The sequence below is a fragment of the Streptomyces sp. NPDC002044 genome, assembly GCF_040296725.1.
GTDB classification, from domain to species: domain Bacteria; phylum Actinomycetota; class Actinomycetes; order Streptomycetales; family Streptomycetaceae; genus Streptomyces; species Streptomyces antarcticus.
On record NZ_JBEOXU010000002.1, the window covers coordinates 100,780 to 124,384 of the forward strand.

General features: G+C 72.8%; 21 protein-coding genes. 9 read left to right on the top strand and 12 right to left on the bottom strand.

Features of this window, described 5'->3' with window-relative positions; genetic code table 11:
* Window positions 1-53: 53 nt before the first annotated feature.
* Genes ABT106_RS01180 through ssd form a run of 7 tightly spaced genes read right to left on the bottom strand, consistent with a single transcriptional unit; the run spans window position 54 to window position 5,093 of the window.
* Window positions 54-503, bottom strand: a complete 450-nt coding sequence (locus tag ABT106_RS01180; protein ID WP_502979143.1) for an Rv3654c family TadE-like protein — start codon at window positions 501-503, stop codon at window positions 54-56.
* Window positions 504-535: 32 nt separating this feature from the next.
* Window positions 536-922, bottom strand: a complete 387-nt coding sequence (locus tag ABT106_RS01185) for a TadE family type IV pilus minor pilin (RefSeq protein ID WP_351270470.1) — start codon at window positions 920-922, stop codon at window positions 536-538.
* Entirely contained in the window at window positions 909-1,106 is a 198-nt protein-coding gene (locus ABT106_RS01190) for a DUF4244 domain-containing protein (protein ID WP_351270473.1), read from the bottom strand. The genes ABT106_RS01185 and ABT106_RS01190 overlap by 14 nt, the downstream gene beginning before the upstream one ends.
* Window positions 1,107-1,154: 48 nt before the next feature.
* Entirely contained in the window at window positions 1,155-1,964 is an 810-nt protein-coding gene (locus tag ABT106_RS01195; protein WP_351270475.1) for a type II secretion system F family protein, read from the bottom strand.
* On the bottom strand, window positions 1,931-2,818 hold the full coding sequence (locus tag ABT106_RS01200) for a type II secretion system F family protein (protein WP_351270478.1): 888 nt from the start codon (window positions 2,816-2,818) through the stop codon (window positions 1,931-1,933). The genes ABT106_RS01195 and ABT106_RS01200 overlap by 34 nt, the downstream gene beginning before the upstream one ends.
* Entirely contained in the window at window positions 2,815-3,963 is a 1,149-nt protein-coding gene (locus tag ABT106_RS01205) for a TadA family conjugal transfer-associated ATPase (protein ID WP_351270481.1), read from the bottom strand. The genes ABT106_RS01200 and ABT106_RS01205 overlap by 4 nt, the downstream gene beginning before the upstream one ends.
* Entirely contained in the window at window positions 3,960-5,093 is a 1,134-nt protein-coding gene (gene ssd / locus ABT106_RS01210; RefSeq protein ID WP_351270484.1) for a septum site-determining protein Ssd, read from the bottom strand. The genes ABT106_RS01205 and ssd overlap by 4 nt, the downstream gene beginning before the upstream one ends.
* 563 nt (window positions 5,094-5,656) lie before the next feature.
* Here ssd and ABT106_RS01215 point away from each other — a divergent pair.
* Window positions 5,657-6,517, top strand: a complete 861-nt coding sequence (locus ABT106_RS01215) for an HAD family hydrolase (RefSeq protein WP_351270486.1) — start codon at window positions 5,657-5,659, stop codon at window positions 6,515-6,517.
* A gap of 451 nt (window positions 6,518-6,968) precedes the next feature.
* Here the strand turns inward: ABT106_RS01215 and ABT106_RS01220 are convergent, their stop codons facing one another.
* Window positions 6,969-7,790: a Fic family protein gene (locus tag ABT106_RS01220; protein ID WP_351270488.1), complete on the bottom strand. Its 822-nt coding sequence runs from the start codon at window positions 7,788-7,790 to the stop codon at window positions 6,969-6,971.
* Window positions 7,791-7,899: 109 nt separating this feature from the next.
* Here ABT106_RS01220 and ABT106_RS01225 point away from each other — a divergent pair, with 109 nt between their 5' ends.
* Window positions 7,900-8,940, top strand: coding sequence for an ATP-binding protein (locus tag ABT106_RS01225; protein ID WP_351270491.1), 1,041 nt, complete (start codon window positions 7,900-7,902; stop codon window positions 8,938-8,940).
* Here the strand turns inward: ABT106_RS01225 and ABT106_RS01230 are convergent.
* Window positions 8,894-10,201, bottom strand: coding sequence for a polysaccharide deacetylase family protein (locus ABT106_RS01230; protein ID WP_351270493.1), 1,308 nt, complete (start codon window positions 10,199-10,201; stop codon window positions 8,894-8,896). The two genes, ABT106_RS01225 and ABT106_RS01230, sit on opposite strands and share 47 nt — an antisense overlap.
* A gap of 235 nt (window positions 10,202-10,436) precedes the next feature.
* Here ABT106_RS01230 and ABT106_RS01235 point away from each other — a divergent pair, with 235 nt between their 5' ends.
* From ABT106_RS01235 to ABT106_RS01255, 5 genes are all read left to right on the top strand, one after another.
* Window positions 10,437-12,998 (top strand): bifunctional SulP family inorganic anion transporter/carbonic anhydrase, encoded by a 2,562-nt coding sequence (locus ABT106_RS01235; protein ID WP_351270496.1) that lies wholly within the window; start codon window positions 10,437-10,439, stop codon window positions 12,996-12,998.
* 180 nt (window positions 12,999-13,178) lie between these two features.
* Window positions 13,179-15,176 (top strand): acetate--CoA ligase, encoded by a 1,998-nt coding sequence (acs, locus tag ABT106_RS01240; RefSeq protein ID WP_351270499.1) that lies wholly within the window; start codon window positions 13,179-13,181, stop codon window positions 15,174-15,176.
* A 225-nt stretch (window positions 15,177-15,401) separates the two neighbouring features.
* A complete protein-coding gene (gene nhaA / locus ABT106_RS01245) occupies window positions 15,402-16,823 on the top strand; it encodes a Na+/H+ antiporter NhaA (RefSeq protein WP_351270502.1) in 1,422 nt (473 codons plus the stop codon).
* A 54-nt stretch (window positions 16,824-16,877) separates the two neighbouring features.
* Entirely contained in the window at window positions 16,878-17,336 is a 459-nt protein-coding gene (locus tag ABT106_RS01250) for a phage holin family protein (protein WP_351270505.1), read from the top strand.
* Entirely contained in the window at window positions 17,333-18,292 is a 960-nt protein-coding gene (locus ABT106_RS01255) for an alpha/beta fold hydrolase (protein ID WP_351270508.1), read from the top strand. Before ABT106_RS01250 ends, ABT106_RS01255 begins: the two co-directional genes overlap by 4 nt.
* 449 nt (window positions 18,293-18,741) lie before the next feature.
* Here ABT106_RS01255 and ABT106_RS01260 read toward each other — a convergent pair whose 3' ends face one another.
* From ABT106_RS01260 to nth, 3 genes are all read right to left on the bottom strand, one after another.
* Complete coding sequence (locus tag ABT106_RS01260) at window positions 18,742-19,947, bottom strand: MarP family serine protease (protein WP_351270511.1); 1,206 nt, start codon at window positions 19,945-19,947, stop codon at window positions 18,742-18,744.
* Between the two features lie 13 nt (window positions 19,948-19,960).
* Window positions 19,961-20,758, bottom strand: a complete 798-nt coding sequence (locus ABT106_RS01265) for an NUDIX hydrolase (RefSeq protein ID WP_351270514.1) — start codon at window positions 20,756-20,758, stop codon at window positions 19,961-19,963.
* Window positions 20,759-20,842: 84 nt separating this feature from the next.
* Window positions 20,843-21,691, bottom strand: coding sequence for an endonuclease III (gene nth, locus ABT106_RS01270; RefSeq protein ID WP_502979144.1), 849 nt, complete (start codon window positions 21,689-21,691; stop codon window positions 20,843-20,845).
* 267 nt (window positions 21,692-21,958) lie between these two features.
* On the opposite strand from nth, the gene ABT106_RS01275 reads away from it, so the two are divergent.
* Window positions 21,959-22,633, top strand: a complete 675-nt coding sequence (locus ABT106_RS01275; RefSeq protein ID WP_003981529.1) for a Crp/Fnr family transcriptional regulator — start codon at window positions 21,959-21,961, stop codon at window positions 22,631-22,633.
* A 130-nt stretch (window positions 22,634-22,763) separates the two neighbouring features.
* The gene (locus tag ABT106_RS01280) at window positions 22,764-23,582 is read left to right on the top strand and encodes a nucleotidyltransferase domain-containing protein (protein WP_351270520.1); all 819 of its coding nucleotides are present in this window, start codon (window positions 22,764-22,766) and stop codon (window positions 23,580-23,582) included.
* The last annotated feature ends 23 nt before the right edge of the window (window positions 23,583-23,605 follow it).

The window sequence follows — 23,605 nt, forward strand, 5'->3', positions numbered from 1 at the left end:
CCCCGGACCCGGATCTGGACCCGGACCTGGACCCGGGGGCCATCCGGGTGAGCTCACCCGGCACCACCGCCCCCCGACCCGGCCCCGGCACGCCACCCGACGGGCCCGACGGGCACGGCCGCGGGTCGCCACTCGACGAACCCGACCGGTGCCTGCGGGATACCCCGCTCGGCGGACTCGGCCGTCGCAGCCGGGGGTCGGGGTCTTCGCTCGGCGGGCGGGCCCGCCCGGGACCGGATCCTCGGGCTGAAGGTGCCGGTGGCCGGGTGGGCCGTCACCTCGGCCACCTCGCCCAGGACCCGGCAGGAGCTGAGCGCCGCGTCCTGCGCCCGGGCCACCCGCAGGGCCGCGGCGCAGGCGGCCTCCGGTCCGTGGGCCCAGGTCGCGGCCGCGGCGAGGGCCGCCAGGTCGGCGGCCGCGGCAGCCCGGTGGCGGGCCACGACGGCCTGCCCCAGCAGCAGCACGCCCCCGAACACGGCGCAGAGCACGGTCGTCACCACCACCGCCCACACCGTGGCCGACCCCCGGTCCCGGCTCACAGCGGCGGCCCCACGCTGTCCTCCGCCAGGGCCACCGCCCTGGCGCCGAGCCGGACCGGCAGGCCGCCCGGGCCCGGCGCCGGCGCCGCCACCCGGACCCGCCACAGGTCACCCGTCCGTTCCACCTCCACCTCCGCTCCCGGTGGGGCGGCCGCGCGCGCCGCCGCCACCGCCACGTCCACCGGCTCCGACCGCGCCGCCGCCCGGGCGCCGGCCCGGGCCGCGTCCACGCACCGGATCTGCGCGGCCGCCGCCATCAGGGCCCACACCAGCAGCGCCGCGAACAGCACCAGCGCCGGGATGACCAGCGCGGCCTCGGCCGTCACATATCCCCGGTCCGCCCTTTTCCGGCGCGCTGCGGAGTTCTCCTCAGAACGGCGCATCGAGCGCCTTGCCGATGGTCGACTGAAGTGCTGTGGAGACCACTTCACTCGTCACCACCTTGTACAACACGGCGGCGAACGCACAGGCCGCGATCGTGCCCATGGCGTATTCCGAAGTGGACATCCCGCGGTCGGCTCCGCGACCACTCCACGCCGTCCGCACGCGACACCAGATGATCCTCATGGAAACTCCCTTTGATTTTCGTTGTCGATGTCCGTGATCAATTTCTTCTCAGGTGTCGGAGAGAAGTCCGGAAGCCATTCCGATCACCACCGGAGCCACCCCGATCGCGAGAAATGCGGGGAGGAAGCACAGCCCCACCGGCGCGGTGACGAGAACCGCCGCCCGCTGCGCCCGGGCGCCCGCACACCTCGCCCGGTCCTCGCGGAGTCCCGAGGCGATCCGGGACACCGGTTCGGCCGCGGGAGCCCCCGTCCGGGCCGCCCGCTCCAGGCATTCCGCGAGCGCCCGGGCACCCGGTATCCCCGCCAACCTCCCCCACGCCGCGCCGGGTTCGCCGCCGAGGCGCAGCTCGGCCCCGGACCGCGCCAGGGCCTCGCCCACCGGTCCGCCGAGCGACTCCCCCACCACCTCGGCCGCCTCCACCGGTCCCGCCCCGGCCGCCAGGCAGGCGGCCAGCAGATCCGCGGCCATGGGCAACTGACGCTCCGCCTCCTGCGGGTCGAGCCCCACCACCGCCCGCGCTCCGGCCCGCCGGCGCCGTACGGCGACCGCCACGAGAACTCCCGCGGCCGGACCCCAGATCCCGCCGATCAGCACCCAGACCGCCAGGAGCGCCCCGGCCGGAGCGGCCCAGGCCGTCCACAGGCCCCTCAGCCGTGAGCGCGCCACCGGCGTCCTGCGGGCCGGTTCCGCTCCCAGCAGGGCCGTCATCCTGCGGCGCACCGCCCGGGAGCGGACCCGCGCCGTCAGCGCCGACACCAGGCACACCGCCACCGGCGCGAGGCACAGCGCGGTCCCCAGCCCGGGGACCGCGGCGGCGGCCGTCACCGCTCCCCCGTCCGCACGATCCGCCGGCACCACAGGATCCCCAGCCCCTCCAGCAAGCCGCCCGCCAGCAGGCAGCCCCAGCCCATCGGGGTGTGCAGCAGGACCCGCAGCGGATCCGCTCCCAGCCCCGTGCCGATCAGCAGGCCCACCAAGGGCAGCAGCGCGAGCACCACCGTCGTCGACCTGGCTCCCGCCAACTGGGCCCGCAGCGATTCCTGCCGGTCCCGGTCGGCCCTCAGCGCCCCTTCCAGCCGGTCCAGCCCGGCCGCCAGCCCGGCTCCGCCGTCGACCGACACCCGCCAGCAGGCCGCCATCCCGGCCAGCCCCTCCGCCCCCGGCTCGTGCGACGCGTGGCGCAGCGCGCCCGGTACGTCCCCGCCGAAGGCCGCGGCGGCCAGCACCCCAGCCTCCGCCGGGCCCGGCCGGCCCGGGCCGGCCACCGAACGCCGCATCGCCGCCGTGAGCGCCTGCCCCGGCTGGGCCCCCGCCCGCAACTCGCCCACCGCCGCACCGCACAGCGCCACCACCTCGGCGGCCCGCGCCGCCCGGGCACGCTCCCGCGCCCGGATCCGCAGCCAGCGGCGCACCAGCGGCACCGCGGCCGCCCCCACGGCCAGCGGGATCACCGACCCGCCGACCACCGCGACCAGCAGCCCGGCCCCGGAGCAGGCCCACTCCGGCCAGCGGGCCGCGGCACGCACCCGTACGGCGGCTGCCACCCGGTCGCGGAGGGAGGGTCCGCGCACCTCCGCCGGGCCGGTCCCGGCGAGCACCACCCGGGTCCGCCGGGACACCCGCTCTTCCCCGGCGAGCAGCCAGGCGGCAGCCCCGGCGCACAGCACCCCCGAGAACACCGGCACCGACAGCGCCGCCCCCGCGTTCACCGGGCACCCCGCAGCAGTGGGCGCAGCCGCTCCCAGCCCCGCTCCCGTACGAAGCCGCGCGCACCCCAGCGCAGCGCCGGTACGGTGACCACCAGTCCGGCGGCGTCCCGCTCCAGCACGTGCACCTCGGCCACCCGGCGGCGTCCTTCGCGGTCCCGGACCAGATGGACCACCAGCGTCAGCGCGGCCGCCAACTGGCTGTGCAGGGCGGCCCGGTCGAGCCCGGCGGCCGTACCGAGGGCCTCCAGGCGGGCCGGAACGTGGGTGGCGGCATTCGCGTGCACCGTTCCGCAGCCCCCTTCGTGTCCGGTGTTCAGGGCGGCGAGCAGGTCCGCCACCTCGGCGCCCCGGACCTCGCCGACCACCAGCCGGTCGGGCCTCATTCGCAGTGCCTGCCGGACGAGGTCCGCCAGGGTGACCAGACCCGCCCCCTCCTGGTTGGCGGGCCGGGTCTCCAGCCGCACGACGTGCGGATGGTCGGGCCGCAGCTCCGCCGAGTCCTCGGCGAGGACGATCCGCTCACCGGGCCCGACCAGTCCCAACAGGGCACTGAGCAGGGTGGTCTTACCGGTGCCCGTACCTCCGGAGACCAGGAACGACAGCCGGGCCTCGACCATCTCCCGGAGCAGTCGGTGTCCGCCGGGCGGCAGTGTCCCGGCCTCGACGAGTTCCTCCAGGGTGAAGGCCCTCGGCCGGACCACCCGCAGGGACAGGCAGGCGGACCCGACGGCCACCGGAGGCAGCACGGCGTGCAGCCGGGTGCCGTCCGGCATCCGGGCGTCCACCCAGGGCCGCGCGTCGTCCAGCCGGCGCCCCGCCACGGCGGCCAGCCGCTGGGCGAGCCGGCGCACGGCATCGGTGCCGGTGAAGGTCACCCCGGTCAGCTCCAGGCCACCACCCCGGTCCACCCACACCCGGTCGGGAGCCGCCACCAGCACGTCGGTGACCTCCGGGTCGGTGAGCAGCGCCTCCAGCGGGCCCGCGCCGACCAGCTCGGACCGTAACTCCGCGGCCACGCCCAGTACTTCCGCGTCGCCCAGCAGCCGGCCCTGGGCCCGCAGGGCCGCCGCGACCCTGGCCGGGGTCGGCTCCGCCCCGCTCTCGGCGAGCCGCCGGCGCACCGCGTCCAGCAGTACGGCGCTCATGCCGGCACCCCCTGGGCGGGGGCCAGTGCCCGCTGCCAGAAGCCGTCGCAGAAGCGGGCCAGCGCACCGCGCCCCTGGGCCCCCGGCGGTTCGCCCTCCGCCACCCGCCCGGGGAGCCCCACCTCGACCGGTACCTCGCCGGCCAGCGGCACCCCCAAGAGCCCGGCCACGTCCTCCGGATCGAGTCCCGCCGGACAGCGGCCCCGTACGACCACGCGCACGTCCCGGGCCGCCATCCGCACCCCGGCCGCCACCCGTCCCGCGGCGGCCACCGCGCGCAGTTCCCCCGGTACGACCATCAGCACCAGGTCCAGCTGGGCCAGCACCTCGGCCACCGCCTCGTCCACGCGCCGGGGCAGGTCGACCACGACGACCCCGCCCCGGCGGCGGGCGGCTGCGACCACCGACCGCGTCGCGGCGGGCGGCACCGCCACCCGGTCCCCGCGATCCCAGCTGAGCACCCGAAGGGCGTGCAGTTCGGGCAGGGACTCCTCCAGTGCTCCGGCGCCGACGCGTCCCCGCGAGCCCGCGAAGTCCGGCCAGCGCAGCCCCTGTACGGATTCGCCGCCGAGCAGGACGTCGATGCCCCCACCGAGCGGGTCACCGTCGATGAGGATGGTGCGCTCCCCGGCGCGGGCCGCCCGGACGGCCAGCGCGCAGGCCAGGGTGGAGGCCCCCGCGCCGCCGCTGCCGCCGATGACCCCGACGGCGAGGGCCGGCCGCCCCGCCCCCTCCACCACGTCGGCGATGCGGTCGACGAGGCGGCTCTCGGCGTCGGGGAGCCGGAGCACCTCCTCGGCGCCGATCTCCAACGCCCGCTGCCACACCAGGGGATCGTCCAGGTCCCGGCCGACGAGGAACACCCCGTCCCGGCGCGGGGCTCCGCTGACCCGCCGGGCCGCGTCGTCCCCGACCAGGACCAGCGGTGCGGACTCCCAGCCGACGCTCGCGCCGCCTTCGGCGACCCCGGCCCCATCCGCCTCCCAGGCTTCCCGCGCACCGGTCCGCTCCGGCACCGCGTGGTGCACGTGCGGCTCGGCTCCCGCCGCGGCGCACAGCCGCAGCAGATCGTCGAGCAGCAGGGGGTCCTCAGTGATGATCAGCGGCCGCCCGCCCGCGGGCCCCGCCACCGGACCGCGGTCCACACGGCCCGCCGGACGGGCTTTCGGGCCGGCTCCCGAACCGGGCCGCTTCCCCGCAACCGCGATTTCCGGAACTTCACACGACTTCGATCGAGCCACGATCTCCGCCCCCTTCCCACTGCAAATCCGAGCGCCGCGGACTTCGCGGCCCTCATCACGGTGCAGCCATCGGGAAAAAGAAGTGGATCTTGCTCGAAAACTGTGGACAACGGTCCGATTGTGAATATCCCGGTCACCCGCACAGGTGAGTTCAGAGCGCCGCGGAGCCACTACGCAGCGTCACGAGTCTGAGAGGGTGAGAGCCTTCGCCACGCAGGCCCATCCACGAGGGAGAGGTCTGGGACATGGTCACTTGGGGCCGAAGGCAGGGACGCGAACCGCGTCCGGACATGCGACGACCCCCGCCGGGGGGGAGAGCGGGGGTCGTCCCCACGGTCCGACTCGGGGGGGGAGGAGCCAGACCGGGTTAGCACGGTCGCGAACGATCCGTGACTTCCATGGTGTACCCGAGAGCCTTCTCAGGCAAACCCACGCGCCACACCTTACGCCGAATGGTGGGCGCATATGCTCGGGGCGTGGAAAATCAGCCCTTGCCGCACTCCTCGCCTCGTACCGCAGCCTTCTTCGACCTGGACAAGACGGTCATCGCGAAGTCGAGCACCCTGACGTTCAGCAAGTCCTTCTACCAGGGCGGCCTGATCAACCGGCGAGCCGTGCTGCGCACCGCGTACACGCAGTTCATCTTCTTGGCCGGCGGCGCCGACCACGATCAGATGGAACGGATGCGGGAGTACCTGTCCGCCCTCTGCAAGGGGTGGAACGTGCAGCAGGTGCGGGAGATCGTCGCGGAAGCCCTGCACGACCTCATCGACCCGATCATCTACGACGAGGCCGCGTCCCTCATCGAGGCCCACCACACGGCCGGCCGCGACGTGGTGATCGTCTCGACCTCCGGGGCGGAAGTCGTCGAGCCCATCGGGGAGATGCTCGGCGCCGACCGGGTCGTCGCCACCCGCATGGTCGTGGGCGACGACGGCTGCTTCACCGGCGAGATCGAGTACTACGCCTACGGACCCACGAAGGCGGAGGCCGTCCGCGAACTCGCGGAGTCCGAGGGCTACGACCTCTCCCGGTGCTACGCCTACAGCGACTCGGCCACCGACATCCCGATGCTGGAGGCGGTCGGGCACCCGCACGCGGTCAACCCCGACCGGGCACTGCGCCGGGAGGCCGTGGCCCGGGAATGGCCCGTCCTGGTCTTCAACCGCCCCGTACGGCTGAAGCAGCGGCTGCCTGGGCTGTCGATGCCCCCGCGGCCCGCACTCGTCGCCGCGGCGGCCGTGGGAGCAGCGGCCGCGGCGGGGCTCGTCTGGTACGCGAGCCGTCGCCGGGCCGCGGCCGCCGCCGGCTGACCCCGGCGGCCCGGCACCCGCCCCTCGGCAGCCCGCCCCTCGGCAGCCCGCCCCTCGGCAGCCCGCTCCCCGGCACCCCGCCGCCCGGAATCTCGCGTCCCTCCCGAACGCGAGTCATCCCATTCGTCCGCTATCGCCCCGGAAAGTAAAGAAGTGCGACCAGGGGTTCCGGTTATCTCCGAAGCGGAGTACAAAGGAATCAACGGCCCGCGAGACCAAAGAACATCCGAGAGGATCATCTTTACAACGCAGTAAGGCCCACGGACCGAAGCATGAGCGCCGAGTACCCACGCGACGTCGACCCGTCGATTACGGGCCAGCCGCACCAGGTGACGGGCAAAGTCCCGACCTGATGGGCATACATTCGAGGACGCTTGGTAACTGGACGCGCATGCGAGCGGCGACACCACAGCACGACGGTGTCGCCGCGACCCGTGTCCGGGGGCGGAACTCAGGCCGCGCCCCGCTGGAGGGCCTCACAGACCGCCGTCGACTCGCGCACGCCGAGCTCGACCGCACGGCCGCAATGCGCGATCCAGGCCGCCATCCCCTCACCGGTCCCCGAGACGTAACCCTCGAAGGCGGCCAGGTACGCCCCGCTCCCCTGCTCCGCGTGTCCGGCCTCCGCCGGGCAGATCGCCTTCGGATCCAGCCCGCTGTTGATCAGGACGATGCGCTCGGCCGCCCGCGCGACCAGGCCGTTGTACGAGGCGAAGGGCCGAAGCGCCAGCAGTTCGCCGTGCACCACGGCCGCCGTGATCAGCGCGGGGGCGGGGCCGCCGGCGATGATCAGCCGGGACAGCCCGTCGAGGCGCCCCGCGACCTCCTCCGCACTCGGCAGCGGGAGGTCCACCAGGGGTTCACGGACCGGTTCGCCCGCGAGCCTGGGCCGCCCCACCACGTCCCCGTCGGCCGTCGACCCCGACGCCACCAGGTGCAGGCGCGCCAGGACCCGGAGCGGCGACTGCCGCCAGATGCTCAGGAGCTGGCCTGCCTCCGCCGTCAGCCGCAGCGCAGCGCCGACCGTCAGGGCCTCCGGCTCCGTCCCGAAGTCGGTGCGGCGGCGCACCTCCTCCAGCGCCCAGTCCGCGCCGGACAGCGCCGCGCTCCCGCGGGCACCGCGCAGAGCGGCTTCCGAGGTGATCTCCGCGCTGCGCCGGCGCATCACCCGGTGCCCGTAGACCCGGTCCACGGCCTTGCGTACGGAATCGACGGAACCGGCGACACCCGGAAGACCGGCCAGCGGGGCCAGCGGGTCAGCAGCGCTACTCATAAGTAGGGAGCCTACGCACTGCGCACCCGTAGCACCGACCCCTCCTTGGAGTGGTCTTCTTCACTCACCTCGACCACACGCCGCTACCAGTCCACTACGCTTGGTGAACATGAAGATCGCTTTCGTGGGAAAGGGCGGCAGCGGCAAGACGACGCTGTCCTCCCTCTTCATCCGCCACCTCGCCGCCAATGAAGCCCCCGTCGTCGCGGTGGACGCCGACATCAACCAACACCTGGGCGCCGCGCTCGGCCTCGGCGACGCCGAGGCCGCCGAACTGCCCGCGCTGGGGGCGCACCTGCCCCTGATCAAGGAGTACCTGCGGGGGTCGAACCCGCGGATCGCGTCCGCCGAATCCATGATCAAGACAACCCCGCCGGGCCGGGGCTCGCGCCTCCTGCGCGTCACGGGCGAGAACCCGGTGTACGAGGCGTGCGCGCGCACGCTGCTGCTCGACGGCGACCCCGTACGGCTCATGGCCACCGGGCCGTTCACCGAGGCCGACCTGGGGGTGGCCTGCTACCACTCGAAGGTCGGCGCGGTCGAGCTCTGCCTCAACCACCTCGTCGACGGCCCCGACGAGTACGTGGTCGTCGACATGACGGCCGGGTCCGACTCCTTCGCTTCGGGCATGTTCACCCGCTTCGACGTGACGTTCCTCGTGGCCGAGCCGACGCGCAAGGGCGTCTCGGTCTACCGCCAGTACAAGGAGTACGCGCGGGACTTCGGGGTGACGCTCGCGGTCGTGGGGAACAAGGTGCAGGGCCCGGAGGACATCGAGTTCCTCCAGGACGAGGTGGGCGAGGACCTGCTGGTCACCGTCGGACACTCCGACTGGGTACGGGCCATGGAGAAGGGCCGCCCGGCCGCCTTCGAACTGCTGGAGGCGACCAACCGGCTCGCCCTCCAGGCGCTCCAGGACGCGGCCGACGACTCGTACGCGCTGCGCGACTGGGACCGGTACACCGAGCAGATGGTCCGGTTCCACCTGAAGAACGCCGAGAGCTGGGGCAACGCCAAGACCGGGGTCGACCTGGCGGACCAGGTCGACCCCGACTTCGTGCTCCACGAGGGGGTGGAGCGCGGCGCGGACGCGGAGGCCCTGGTCAGCCCTCGTCCGCAGCCGCTTCAGCCTGCTCCGCAGCCGGCTTGACGTCGGCGGGGGCGGCCGGCTTCGCCGGCGGCCCCGCGGTCAGGAACGTGCCCCAGCCCTGCTTCGGCGTCTCACCGACGTCGAGGGTGCGCATCCACTCCAGCGCTTTGGGGTCCTGCGCGTCGAGCCAGTCCGCCAGCTCGCGGAACGGCACGCAGCGGACCTCGGGCTTGGTGCACATGCCCTTGATCGACTCCTCGATGGCGCGCATGTAGGTGCCGCCGTTCCAGGACTCGAAGTGGTTGCCGATGATCAGCGGCGCGCGGTTGCCCTGGTAGACCCGGTCGAAGGCCTGCCGCAGGCCGTCGCGCATCTGGTCGCCCCAGTACCGGTGCTGCGAGGGGTCGCCCTGCGAGGTCGTCCCGGACTGGTTGACCATGTAGTTGTAGTCCATGCTCAGGGTGTCGAAGGCCCGGCCCGGCATGGGGACCAGCTGCAGCGGAAGGTCCCAGAGGCCGTCGGTCTTCTTGGGCCAGATCTGCTTGCTGATACCGCTGGAGTCGTAGCGGAAGCCCATGTCCTTCGCCGCCAGCATGAAGTTCTTCTGGCCTTCCAGGCAGGGAGTACGGGCCCCGATGAGTTCCTTGTCGTAGTCGAAGGGGAGCGCTTCCATCGCCTTCAGGCCGGCGTTCGTCTTCCAGTTCTTGACGAAGGACTTGGCCTGGTTGATCTCGCTCTTCCACTCCTCCACGGACCAGGTGCCCACGCCGCCCTCGGGACCGCAGAAGTGCCCGTTGAAGTGGGTGCCGATCTCGTTGCCCTCCAGCCAGGCCCCGCGCACCTGGGTGGCGGTGTCCTTGATGCCCTGGAGGTCACCGAAGCCGATGTCCGAGCGGCCCGCCGAGTGCTGCGGGGCGGTGTAGAGGGATCGTTTCTCCTCAAGGAGCATGTACACGCCGCTGAGGAAGTACGTCATCCGGGCGTTGTACTGCTTACCGACCTCGCGGAAGTGCGAGAAGAGCTTCTGGCTGTCCTCGCCCGCCCCGTCCCACGAGAACACCACGAACTGCGGCGGCTTCTCGCCCGGCTTCAGCTTCTGCGGCTTCTGTACGTTCGGCTGCGATCCGGTGTACGCGGTCGAGCCGTCCCCGATCAGCCGGTTGACGCTGCCCGGGGCTTCGGGGGCGGCGACGCCCTTCTTGGCGTTCTGGGCCCCGGGGGCCGGGGGCTTGGCGGGCTCCGAGGAGCTGCAGCCGGCCACCCCCAGCACAAGCGCCGTGGCGACCAGGCCGCCGGCGATCTTCTTCGTGGCGGCGATCATCCGCCCCACCTCTCCCTCGCAGTTCCATCGCAGGACTTCCGCGCCGCAACGTCCCATGGGGTCCACCACGAGGAAGGTGTGACAAGCCGGACAAAATGCTTAATCACCCTTGAGTGCTAATTCGTAGACTATTTGCCCCAATTATTCACCACGCCTCTTTACTCTCCATTACCATCCATTTACTGAGTGTTGAGACTCCCGCCGCTTCACCCCTCCCCCGAGGAGACGGGACCTTATGACAGCCATCTCCCCCGCCCCCCTGCGTAAAAGGACCCGCGAAGAGAGCCGAAAGGAACTCTCCGCGGACCTCTCCGCCTCCATCGCCGTCTTCCTGATCGCCCTGCCGCTCTCCCTCGGCATCGCCCTGGCCACCGGCGCACCGCTCCAGGCCGGACTGGTCGCCGCGGCGGTCGGTGGCATCGTCGCCGGCCGGCTCGGCGGCGCTCCGCTCCAGGTGAGCGGGCCCGCGGCCGGACTCACCGTCGTCACCGCCGAGTTGATCCAGCACTACGGGTGGCGCACCACCTGCGCGATCACCGTGCTCGCGGGCTGCTGCCAGCTCGGGCTCGCCGCGCTGCGCACCGCCCGGTCCGCCCTCATGGTCAGCCCGGCCATCGTGCACGGCATGCTCGCGGGCATCGGCGTGACCATCGCGCTCGCCCAGCTGCACATCGTGCTCGGCGGCACCCCGCAGAGTTCCGCCGTGGCCAACGTCCAGGGGCTGCCGGGCCAGTTGGCCGACCTGCACCCGGCCGCGCTCGGCATCAGCGCGCTGACCCTGCTGGTCCTGCTCGGCTGGCCGCGGCTGCCCGGGCGGGCCGGCCGCGCCCTGCGCAAGGTGCCGGCCGCACTCGCCGCCGTCGCCACGGCCACCGCCTTCGCCGCCCTGGCCGGGCTCACCCTCCCCCGGGTGGACCTGCCGTCCTGGCGCAGCCACGCCCTGCCCGAACTTCCCGAGGGTCCGGTCCTCGGCCTCATCGCCGCCGTCCTGACCATCACCCTGGTCGGCAGTGTGGAGTCCCTCCTGTCGGCGGTCGCCACCGACAAGCTGATCGCCTCCGAGCGGGGTACCGCCAACCGCCCGCCGCGCGTCGACCTCAACCGGGAACTACGCGGCCAGGGCGCCGCGAACATCGTCTCCGGCGCCCTGGGAGGGCTGCCCATCACGGGCGTGGCCGTCCGCAGCGTGGCCAACGTCAAGTCCGGCGCGGCCAGCCGGAAGTCCTCCATGATGCACGGCTTCTGGGTGCTCCTGGCGGCCGGGCTGCTGGTCCCCGTCCTCGACCTGATCCCGCTCGCCGCGCTGGCCGCCCTGGTCATGGCCGTCGGCGTACAGATGGTCAGCATCACGCACCTGCGCAGTGTCACCCGGCACCGGGAGGTCCTGGTCTACGGGACGACCATCGCGGCCGTGGTCCTCGGCGGGGTGCTGGAAGGCGTGGCCATCGGCATCGCGGTGGCCGTGGCCCTGGCCCTGCACCGCCTGGCCCGGACCCGGATCACGGTGGAACAGCTGGACGGCGGGACCCACCGGGTCTGCGCGCGCGGCCAGTTGACCTTCCTCGCCGTGCCCCGGCTGAGCCGGGTGCTCAACCAGATCCCGCACGACCGGCACGCGGTCCTCGAGCTGGACGGCTCGTTCATGGACCACGCGGCCTACGAGACCCTCCAGGACTGGCAGGACACCCACCTCGCCCACGGGGGCACGCTGGAGGTCAGCGGACGCTCCGGAGCCTCGGCGCACGCCTCCGAGGAGGACCGGGCCGACCGGGCCGGCCTCCTCGCCGGCACCGGCGTCGACACCGAGGGCCCCGACGGCGCCGGCGGACCCGAAGGCACCCGTGGACCCGAGCGCGCCGGTGCACCCGGCGGCCGTACCGACCGCTCGGACCGGGCGGGGCTCGCCGACCGCGTCCACCGGGCCGACCGCTCCCGGCGCTCGCCTCAGCGCGGGGGGCACCAGTGCTGCCGGCCCTGGACCCCCTGGCAGAACCACTGCGACCACCGGGCCACGGAAAGCCGTACGGCCGCGACCGCCGCGGAGGCGGCAGCGGCGGCGGCGGAGGCGGCAGAGCCGTCGGGCGCCCCCGCCGCCGCGCCCCGCCGCCGCGGGGCCGGCCAGCTGGCCAGCGGCATCGGCGCCTTCCAGCGCGACACGGCGCCGCACGTACGGGACGAGCTGGCCCGGCTGGCCCGCGAGGGACAGAGCCCCTCCCAGCTCTTCCTCACCTGCGCCGACTCCCGCCTGGTGACGAGCATGATCACGGCCAGCGGTCCGGGCGACCTGTTCACCGTCCGCAACGTCGGCAACCTCGTCCCGCTGCCGGGCGCCGAATCCGGGGACGACTCGGTCGCGGCGGCCATCGAGTACGCCGTGGACGTGCTCCAGGTGGACAGCATCACGGTGTGCGGGCACTCGGGGTGCGGGGCGATGCAAGCGCTGCTCAGCTCCTCGCCCTCGACGCCGATGACCCCGCTGCGCCGCTGGCTGCGGCACGGCCTGCCCAGTCTGGAGCGGATGGCCAGCCGCCACCACGCCTGGGCGCGGATCTCGGGCCGGCTCCCGGCGGATGCCGTGGAGCAGCTGTGCCTGACCAACGTGGTGCAGCAGCTGGAGCACCTGAAGGCCCACGAATCGGTGGCCCGCAGGCTCGCCGAAGGCACGCTGGAGCTGCACGGGATGTACTTCCACGTGGGTGAGGCCCAGGCCTATCTGCTGTCCGAGGGCCAGGACTTCTTCGACTGCCGGGTCTTCGACAGCGTCGGGCAGGTCGGCCAGGTCGGGCAGCACGCCTGAACCGATACCCTCCCGTATCCGTGCCACCGTTCGGCCCCTTCCCGCATCCTGCTGCCGGGGAGGGGCCCTTCGTGCGCCGGACGCCGCGGTCCGGACACCGTTCGTGCGGCCCCAGACGTGCTATAGGTCTAAACCAATTTACGGTTACCCCTTGTCACCTGGGCCTGCGACTGATGAGCTATGCCCGGGGACACAACGGACACCCTGGGAAAGGGAGATGTCGTGAGCAATGAAAGCCTGGCCAATCTGCTCAAGGAGGAGCGGCGGTTCGCACCGCCTGCCGATCTGGCCACCGCCGCCAACGTGACAGAGGCTGCGTACGCACAGGCCGACGCGGACCGGCTGGGCTTCTGGGCCGAGCAGGCCCGGCGGCTGACCTGGGCCACCGAGCCGACGGAAACGCTCGACTGGACCAACCCGCCCTTCGCGAAGTGGTTCGCGGACGGCAAGCTGAACGTCGCGTACAACTGCGTGGACCGCCACGTCGAGGCCGGGAACGGCGACCGCGTCGCCATCCACTTCGAGGGCGAGCCCGGCGACAGCCGCGCCATCACCTACGCCGAACTCAAGGACGAGGTCTCCCGCGCCGCGAACGCCCTGACCGAGCTGGGCGTGCGGGCCGGCGACCGCGTCGCCGTGTACCTGCCGATGATCCCCGAGGCGGTCGTCGCGATGCTCGCGTGCGCCCGTGTCGGCGCCGCGCACTCCGTGGTCTTCGGCGGCTTCTCCGCCGATGCCGTCGCCTCCCGCATCCAGGACGCCGACGCCAAGCTGGTGATCACCTCCGACGGCGGCTACCGCCGTGGCAAGCCGAGCGCGCTCAAGCCCGCCATCGACGCCGCCGTCGCCAAGTGCCCGCAGGTCGAGCACGTGCTCGTCGTACGCCGCACCGGCCAGGACACCGCCTTCACCGAAGGCCGCGACGTCTGGTGGCACGACGTGGTCGGCCGCCAGTCCGCCGAGCACGTCCCGCAGCCCTTCGACGCCGAGCACCCGCTGTTCATCCTCTACACCTCGGGGACCACGGGCAAGCCGAAGGGCATCCTGCACACCTCGGGCGGCTACCTCACGCAGGCGGCCTACACCCACCACGCCGTCTTCGACCTCAAGCCGGAGACCGACGTCTACTGGTGCACCGCCGACATCGGCTGGGTGACCGGGCACTCGTACATCGTCTACGGGCCGCTCGCCAACGGCGCCACCCAGGTGATCTACGAGGGCACGCCGGACACCCCGCACCAGGGCCGGTTCTGGGAGGTCGTGCAGAAGTACGGCGTCACCATCCTGTACACGGCGCCCACGGCCATCCGCACGTTCATGAAGTGGGGCGACGACATCCCCGCGAAGTTCGACCTCTCCAGCCTGCGCGTGCTGGGCTCGGTCGGCGAGCCGATCAACCCCGAGGCGTGGATCTGGTACCGCAAGCACATCGGCGGCGACCGCTGTCCGATCGTGGACACCTGGTGGCAGACCGAGACCGGCGCGATGATGATCTCCCCGCTGCCGGGCGTCACCGCCACCAAGCCGGGCTCCGCGCAGCGCGCGCTGCCCGGGATCTGCGCCACCGTCGTGGACGACGAGGCCAACGAGGTCCCGAACGGCGGAGGCGGCTACCTCGTCCTCACCGAGCCGTGGCCCTCCATGCTGCGCACCATCTGGGGCGACGACCAGCGGTTCATCGACACCTACTGGGCGCGCTTCGAGGGCAGGTACTTCGCGGGCGACGGCGCCAAGAAGGACGACGACGGCGACATCTGGCTCCTGGGCCGGGTGGACGACGTGATGCTGGTCTCCGGCCACAACATCTCCACCACCGAGGTCGAGTCGGCGCTCGTCTCCCACCCCTCGGTCGCCGAGGCGGCCGTGGTCGGCGCCAACGACGAGACCACGGGCCAGGCCATCGTGGCCTTCGTCATCCTGCGCGGGAGCGCCTCCGAGACCGACACCCTGGTCGCGGAGCTGCGCGACCACGTGGGTGCCACGCTCGGCCCCATCGCCAAGCCGAAGCGCATCCTGCCGGTGCAGGAGCTGCCCAAGACCCGCTCGGGCAAGATCATGCGCCGCCTGCTGCGCGACGTGGCGGAGAACCGCGCGGTCGGTGACGTCACCACGCTGGCCGACTCCTCGGTCATGGACCTGATCCAGTCCAAGCTTCCGGCCGCCGGCAGCGACGACTGACGTCGGCGGTCCACGGGCCCGGGAGGGCGTCCGGCGCGTCACGTGCCGGACGCCCTCCGTCCGCTTAAGGTGACGATCACCCGATACGACTGCGCGACCCTGTAAAGTCGAAGAGCTGTCAATACATGGCGTCCACAGAGACGCCGGAACAAGACAGGGTGCGCCGGGAAGTCTGGTCGGCAACTGCATGAGCCATGCCGTCGACCAACCGGAGGTGCTCCCACCGTGGACACGCCCACGCCCACCCGCAAGGTCCTCGGCCGGCTCTCGCTGCCCGAGCGCCGCTTCGTCGCCGACGCGCTGCGCACCGAGACCGTCGGCGGCGTCCTGCTGCTCATGGCGGCCGTCGCCGCCCTGATCTGGGCGAACGTCCCCGCCATCTCGGACAGCTACTCCAGCGTCGGGTCCTTCCACATCGGCCCCGCCTCCCTCGGCCTGGACCTCTCGCTCCAGCACTGGGCGGCCGACGGCCTGCTGGCGATCTTCTTCTTCGTCGCCGGCATCGAGCTCAAGCGCGAGCTCGTCGCGGGCGACCTGCGCGACGCCAGGGCCGCCGCCCTCCCCGTGATCGCCGCCCTCTGCGGCATGGCCGTACCCGCGCTGGTGTACGTACTGGTCAACACCCTCGGCAACGGCTCGATGGGCGGATGGGCGGTTCCCACCGCCACCGACATCGCCTTCGCGCTCGCGGTCCTCGCGGTCATCGGCACCTCGCTGCCGTCCGCCCTGCGCGCCTTCCTGCTGACCCTCGCCGTCGTCGACGACCTCTTCGCCATCATGATCATCGCGGTGTTCTTCACCAGCGACCTCAACTTCGCGGCCCTCGGTGGCGCCCTCGCGGGCCTGGTCCTCTTCTGGTTCCTGCTCCGCAAGCGCGTGCACGGCTGGTACGTCTACGTCCCGCTCGCCCTGGTCATCTGGGGCCTGATGTACAACAGCGGCGTCCACTCCACCATCGCCGGCGTCGCCATGGGCCTGATGCTCCGCTGCTCCCGCGAGGAAGGCGAGTCCCAGTCCCCCGGCGAGCGCATCGAGCACCTGGTCCGGCCCGTGTCCGCGGGACTGGCCGTTCCCCTGTTCGCCCTGTTCTCCGCCGGGGTCTCCCTCTCCGACAAGGCCATCGCCCAGGTCTTCACCCGCCCCGAGACCCTCGGCGTGGTCCTCGGCCTGGTCGTCGGCAAGACGGTCGGCATCTTCGGCGGCACCTGGCTGGCCGCCCGCTTCACCAAGGCCGAACTGAACGAGGACCTGGCCTGGCCCGACGTACTCGCCGTGGCCTCGCTCGCCGGCATCGGCTTCACCGTCTCCCTGCTCATCGGCGAACTCGCCTTCGCCGACGACCCGGTCCTCACCTCCGAGATCAAGGCCTCCGTCCTCATCGGCTCGCTCATCGCCGCGGTGATCGCGAGCGTTCTGCTCAAGCTCCGCAACCGCACGTACCGGGCGCTCACCGAGGCCGAGGAGCGGGACGACGACCACGACGGCATCCCGGACATCTACGAGGAGGACAAGCCCGAGTACCACCTCCGGATGGCGAAGATCTACGAGGACAGGGCCGCCGAACACCGCCGCAGGGCCGCCGCGGCGACGTCCGCCACGTCCGAAGCGGCATCCGGGTCCAGCGCCGGGGCCGACCGTCCGGCATGATCTGACAGACGACGGAGGACAGCCGCCGGCGGCAGACGACAGAGGGAGAGAGCGATGAGCGCAGTGGACCAAGGGGCGCGGGGAGCCGAGCGCACACTCGGCCAGCTGGTCGCCTCGGCCACCGCCGAGATGTCCGCCCTGGTGCACGACGAGATCGCCCTCGCCAAGGTGGAGATCAAGCAGGACGTCAAGCGGGCGGGCATCGGCAGCGCCGCCGCGATCGTCGCGGGCGTGCTCCTCCTGTTCTCCCTCCCCGTACTGAGTTTCTCCGCGGCGTACGGGATCCACTCGACCGGGCTCGGCCTGGTCTGGTGCTTCCTCATCGTCGGCGGGGCGTTCTGGCTGATCGCGGCCCTGGTCGGGCTGCTCGCGGTGGCGAAGTTCAAGAAGGTCAAGCCGCCGGTGAAGACCATCGAGTCCGTCAAGCAGACCGCGGCGATCGTCGGGACCGTCAAGCCGCACCCGCGGCCGGTGAGTGACCAGGCTGTGGGTGTGGCACGCTCGTCCTCATGACAGCCCCCGCGCCGGACCCCAGCACTCCCCCCACAGCTGCCACGGCGGTACGGCTCGACATCCCCGGCGGCCGGAAGGTCACCCACCGGGACGTCGCGGCCAACGGGGCCCGCTTCCACGTCGCCGAACTCGGCGACGGGCCGCTGGTGCTGCTCCTGCACGGCTTCCCGCAGTTCTGGTGGACCTGGCGCCACCAGCTGACGGCGCTCGCCGACGCCGGGTACCGGGCCGTCGCGATGGACCTGCGCGGGGTGGGCGGCAGCGACCGCACTCCGCGCGGCTACGACCCCGCCAACCTCGCGCTCGACATCACCGGCGTCGTACGGTCCCTCGGCGAGCCGGACGCCGCCCTGGTCGGGCACGACCTGGGCGGGTACCTCGCCTGGACGGCCGCCGTGATGCGGCCCAAGCTGGTGCGCCGGCTCGTGGTCTCCTCCATGCCGCACCCCCGCCGCTGGCGCTCCGCGATGCTCTCGGACTTCGGCCAGACCAGGGCCAGTTCGCACATCTGGGGCTTCCAGCGGCCGTTCGTCCCCGAGCGGCAGCTCGTCGCCGACGACGGGGCACTCGTGGGCGAGCTGATCCGGGACTGGTCGGGGCCGCTCGTCCCCGAGGACGCGGACCTCGACGTGTACCGCAGGGCCATGCGCATCCCGTCCACCGCGCACTGCTCCGTGGAGCCGTACCGCTGGATGATGCGGTCGATGGCGCGGCCCGACGGGCTCCAGTTCAACCGGCGGATGAAGCGCCCGGTCCGGGTGCCGACCCTGCACCTGCACGGCTCGCTCGACCCGGTGATGCGGACGCGGAGCGCGGCCGGATCCGGTGAGTACGTCGAAGCCCCGTACCGGTGGCGGCTGTTCGACGGTCTCGGGCACTTCCCGCACGAGGAGGACCCGGCCGCGTTCTCCACCGAGCTGGTGAACTGGCTGAAGGACCCCGAGCCGGACCGCTGACCCGCCCGGGCCGCACGCCGGCGGACCACCGGGGCGGTGGCCGGGCGATCCTGACGCAACGGCACATCGCGGCCCCTCCGGTGTGACAAGCATTCAATTGCCCGGCGCATAGGCCAATTGGCCGCCCCGGACGGGATTACCGACCTTGGGGCACGGGCACAGCTCGGAGTATGGGCTGGACGCACGACCACGGTGACACCGCACACGAACGACGCTCGGCCACCGCGCCGGGCTCCCACGAGAGGCCGGGCCGGCACGGCCACGACCTCCGGCTCGGAATTCCGCGCATCCTGCGTCGCCGGGCCCGCTGGGTCTCGGCACGGCTCCGCCATCCGCGGACGTAGAGACCGGCACACGGACGCGGCTCTGATCCGTACGGGTCCCTGATCCGTACGGGCCTCCTGCCCTTACGGACCTCGTGCCTGTACGGGCCTCCGTGTCGGTACGGATCAGAGAGCGCAGCTCTGGCTGTCGACCCGGCGCGTGGCCGTGGCGCCGAGCCGGATGTCGTCGCGGATCTCGTCCGCCGTCAGCGCGTAACCGGTGTTCGGGTCGTCGAGGGACTTCGCGAAGACGACCCCGTACACCCTGCCGTCGGGCGTGAGCAGCGGGCCGCCGGAGTTGCCCTGGCGGACCGTCGCGTACAGCGAGTACACGTCACGGCGAACGGTGCCCCGGTGGTAGATGTCCGGGCCGTTGGCGTTGATCCGGCCGCGGACGCGGGCCGCGCGCACGTCGTACGCGCCGTTCTCCGGGAAGCCGGCGACGATGGCGTCGCTGCCGCTCCCGGCGTCCTTGTCGGTGAACTCCAGCGGCGGGGCCCTGAGCTTCGGCACGTCCAGGACGGCGATGTCGCGCGCCCAGTCGTAGAGCACGACCTTGCCGTCGTACAGCTTGCCCTCGCCGCCGATCTGCACGGTCGGCTCGGTGACCCCGCCCACGACGTGGGCGTTGGTCATGACCTTGCCGGGCGCGAAGACGAAGCCGGTGCCCTCCAGCACCTTGCTGCAACTGGGTGCGGTGCCGACGACCTTCACGATCGAGCGCTTGGCCTGCTCGGTGACGGGGCTGCCGGCGAGCGCCGGGTCGGGCGCCCTGACCTCGGTGATGGGCTCGTTGGAGAACGGGCTGAACACCTGGGGGAAGCCGTTGCGCGCGAGGGTGGAGCCGAAGTCCGTGAACCAGGTGTCCGCCTGGTCGGGCAGGGCGCGCGACACGCCCGACAGCACCTTGGAGTTGCGGACCTCCCGGCCCACCGTGGTGGGCAGGGAGATGACGGCGACCAGCGAGCCGATCAGCCATGCGACCAGCAGCATCGCGACCACGTTGACCAGGGCGCCGCCGGTCGCGTCGAGCGCGCGCGCCGGTGACCAGGTGATGTGGCGCCGCAGACGGCTGCCCAGATGGGTCGTCAGGGCCTGGCCGATCGAGGCACAGACGATGATCGCTACGACGGCGATGACCACGACCGTGGTGGACACCTGGGTGCCGTTGTCGGTCACCCGGTCCCAGATCAGCGGGAGCAGGGACACGGCGATGAGACCACCGCCGAGGAAGCCGATCACCGACAGGACGCCGACGACGAACCCCTGGCGGTAGCCCACGATCGCGAACCACACGGCGGCGACCAGCAACAGGATGTCCAGCACGTTCACATGGGCCACCGTCTCATGAGCGCCAGTCGAGCGGTACGTGCCGAGAGCGGTCCCACGGAAGCTCCCAGCCCGCGAAATGCAGGATCCGGTCGATCACTCCGGCCGTAAAACCCCAGACCAGCGCCGATTCGACGGTGAACGCGGGACCTTGGTGCCCGCTTGGGTGGACGACGGTGACCCGGTGGCCGGGGTCCGTGAGATCCGCCACGGGAACCGTGAACACCCGTGCCGTCTCGGCCGGGTCCACGGCGTCGACCGGGCTCGGGGTGCGCCACCAGCCCAGGACCGGCGTCACGACGAACTCGCTGACCGGGATGTAGAGGCGGGGCAGCACCCCGAAGAGCTGGACTCCGGAGGGGTCGAGGCCGGTCTCCTCCTCGGCCTCGCGCAGGGCGGCGCGCAGCGGCCCCGTGGTGCGCGGGTCCCCGTCCCCGGGGTCGAGGGCGCCGCCTGGGAAGGAGGGCTGGCCGGGGTGGGAGCGGAGGCTGCTGGCCCGCTCCATGAGGAGCAGCTCGGGGCCGCGGGGGCCCTCGCCGAACAGGATCAGCACCGCGGACTGGCGGCCCCGGCCGTCCTCGGGCGGCAGGAAGCGGCTCAGCTGGGCCGGGCGGACCGTGCGGGCGGCCGCCACGACCGGGTCGAGCCAGCCGGGCAGCCCGTCGGTGCTGACGGCGGTGCTGCCCCGCCCGGAAGGGGCCGGGAAGGCGCCGTACGGGGCCTGCGGCGCGTCCGGGGGGTCCGCCGCGCCGCGGGCCCCGTACGGCCTCTGCGCTCCGGCGTCGGCCGGGCGGTTCTGCGTAGCCCCAGTCATGGGCACCCCTGTCCGTGTTCTCCCACACCGCCAAACGCGGTCCGGGTACCGATTCGTTCCTGAGGCCGCGCCGCCCGCCGCGCCCTACGGCTGCGCCGCCCGGGCGGCCGCCGGCGGGGCCGGGAGGCCGGGGTAGTCCGGGGGCGGGTTCAGCCGCTGGCCCGGCTGGCCGCCCTTCTCGTACTTGAGCAGCTTCTTCGCCTTCTCCGGGTCCGTCTCGCCCTCCCCGTACGCGGGGCACAGCGGGGCGATCGGGCACGCGCCGCAGGCCGGCTTGCGGGAGTGGCAGATCCGGCGGCCGTGGAAGACGACCCGGTGCGAGAGCATCGTCCACTCACTCTTGGGGAAGATCGCGCAGATCTCCGCCTCGACCTTCTCCGGGTCCTCCTGCCCGGTCCACTTCCAGCGGCGCACCAGCCGGCCGAAGTGGGTGTCGACCGTGATCCCCGGGACGCCGAAGGCGTTGCCGAGGACCACGTTCGCGGTCTTGCGGCCGACCCCCGGCAGCTTCACCAGGTCCTCGATCCGGCCCGGCACCTCCCCGCCGAAGTCGTCCCGCAGGGCCTGCGAGAGGCCGAGCAGCGAGCGGGACTTGGCCCGGAAGAACCCGGTCGGCCGGATCAGCTCCTCCAGATCCTCGGGGGCGGCCGCGGCCATGTCCTCGGGGGTCGGGTAGGCGGCGAACAGGGCCGGGGTCGTCTGGTTCACCCGCAGGTCGGTGGTCTGTGCGGACAGCACCGTCGCGACGAGGAGCTCGAAGGGGTCGCGGTAGTCCAGCTCCGGATGGGCGTACGGGTAGATCTCGGCCAGCTCACGGTTGATGCGGCGGGCCCTGCGCACCATGGCCAGGTGCGATTCCCCTCGGACCGGCTTCGGTTTCTTGGCCGAATCTTTGCCCTCCGGGGCAGGCGGGGCCTTCGTTGACGCCTCCACAGGGGCATGTTCGCCCACGGCTGAATCGTGGGCCGCCGTCACTCCCGCGGACCCCTTGGCCTGTGCTCTCACCGGCTTGTTGGACACCCGGCCAGCCTAAGGCCGGCCGCTGACACCCGCCCGGACCTCAGGTAACACCACCCCGATTGGTCTCTCGCCGCACAGCACACCCGTCCGTCCGGCATCCTTGTGATTGATCGCACTGTTTGAGCCGTCCGGCAAAATGGGGAGCGGTCCCCTGAGCTGGTCGACATAGGAGAGAGACTCGTGGACGACGTACTGCGGCGTGCCCCGCTCTTCGCGGCGCTCGATGACGAGCAGGCCGCGGAGCTCCGCGCCTCCATGGGCGAGGTGACCCTCGCGCGCGGCGACGCCCTGTTCCACGAGGGCGATCCCGGTGACCGGCTGTATGTCGTGACCGAGGGCAAGGTGAAGCTCCACCGCACCTCCCCCGACGGCCGCGAGAACATGCTGGCCGTCCTCGGCCCCGGCGAGCTGATCGGCGAGCTGTCGCTGTTCGACCCGGGCCCGCGCACCGCCACCGCCACCGCGCTGACCGAGGTCAAGCTGCTCGGCCTCGGCCACGGCGACCTCCAGCCCTGGCTCAACGCCCGGCCCGAGGTCGCCACCGCGCTGCTGCGCGCCGTCGCCCGGCGCCTGCGCAAGACCAACGACCAGATGTCCGACCTGGTCTTCTCCGACGTTCCCGGCCGTGTCGCGCGGGCGCTCCTCGACCTGTCGCGCCGGTTCGGCGTGCAGTCGGAGGAGGGCATCCACGTCGTGCACGACCTGACGCAGGAGGAGCTCGCCCAGCTCGTCGGCGCCTCGCGCGAGACCGTGAACAAGGCCCTGGCCGACTTCGCGGGCCGCGGCTGGCTGCGCCTGGAGGCGCGCGCCGTGATCCTGCTGGACGTGGAGCGCCTCGCGAAGCGGTCCCGCTGACGTCCGTCGCACCCGTCGCACCCTGAAGGGGCCCTGCCCGCACGCCGGGCAGGGCCCCTTCGCGCGTCCCGCGCCCACCGCCCGCGACCCCGCCGGACCGCCCCGACCGCCGGCGGGGCACAGTGGAGCCATGGAGCGCAGGGGGCTGGACGCGTACGGGTACTTCGAGCGCGAGGGGGCCCTCGGCCGGGTGCCCGCCGCCTTCGCCGGCGTCGTCGCGGCCGCGCGGGAGCGGACCGCCGAGGTGTACGGGCGGCGGCTGCACAGCGCGTACCTGTACGGGTCCGTGCCGCGCGGGACCGCCCGGCCCGGCCGGTCCGACCTGGACCTGCTGCTCGCCCTGCGCCGCGAGCCCGCCGCCGAGGACCGGGACACCGCCGAGGTACTGGCGCGCGGGCTGGACGGGGACTTCCCCGTGATCGACGGGGTCGGGATCCTGCTCTACGGCGAGGGCACGCTGCTGAGCGAGGCCGAGCGGTACGACCTCGGCTGGTTCCTCGCCTGCCTGTCCACCCCGCTCCTCGGCCCGGACCTGGCCGAGCACCTGCCGCGCTACCGCCCGGACGGCCTGCTCGCCCGCGAGACCAACGGCGACCTGGCCGCCATGCTGCCGGGGTGGCGGGAGCGCGCCGGGGCCGCCTCGACCCCGGAGGAGCTGCGCCGGCTGACCCGGGGGTTCTCGCGGCACCTCGTGCGCACCGGGTTCACGCTGGTGATGCCGCGGTGGGGCGGCTGGACCAGCGACCTCACCGAGTCCGCGGAGGTGTTCGGCCGGTACTACCCGGGCCGCGCGGCCCAGATGCGGGCGGCGGCCGCGGTGGCCCTGGACCCGGTCGCCGACCCGGCCGTGCTCCGCGCGTACGTGGACGACCTCGGCCCGTGGCTCGCGGGCGAGTACACGGCCCGGCACGGCACCAAGACCCCCCGCACGCCCCCGGAGGGCTCCTGAGCGGCCCTACGGGGTGATCTCCA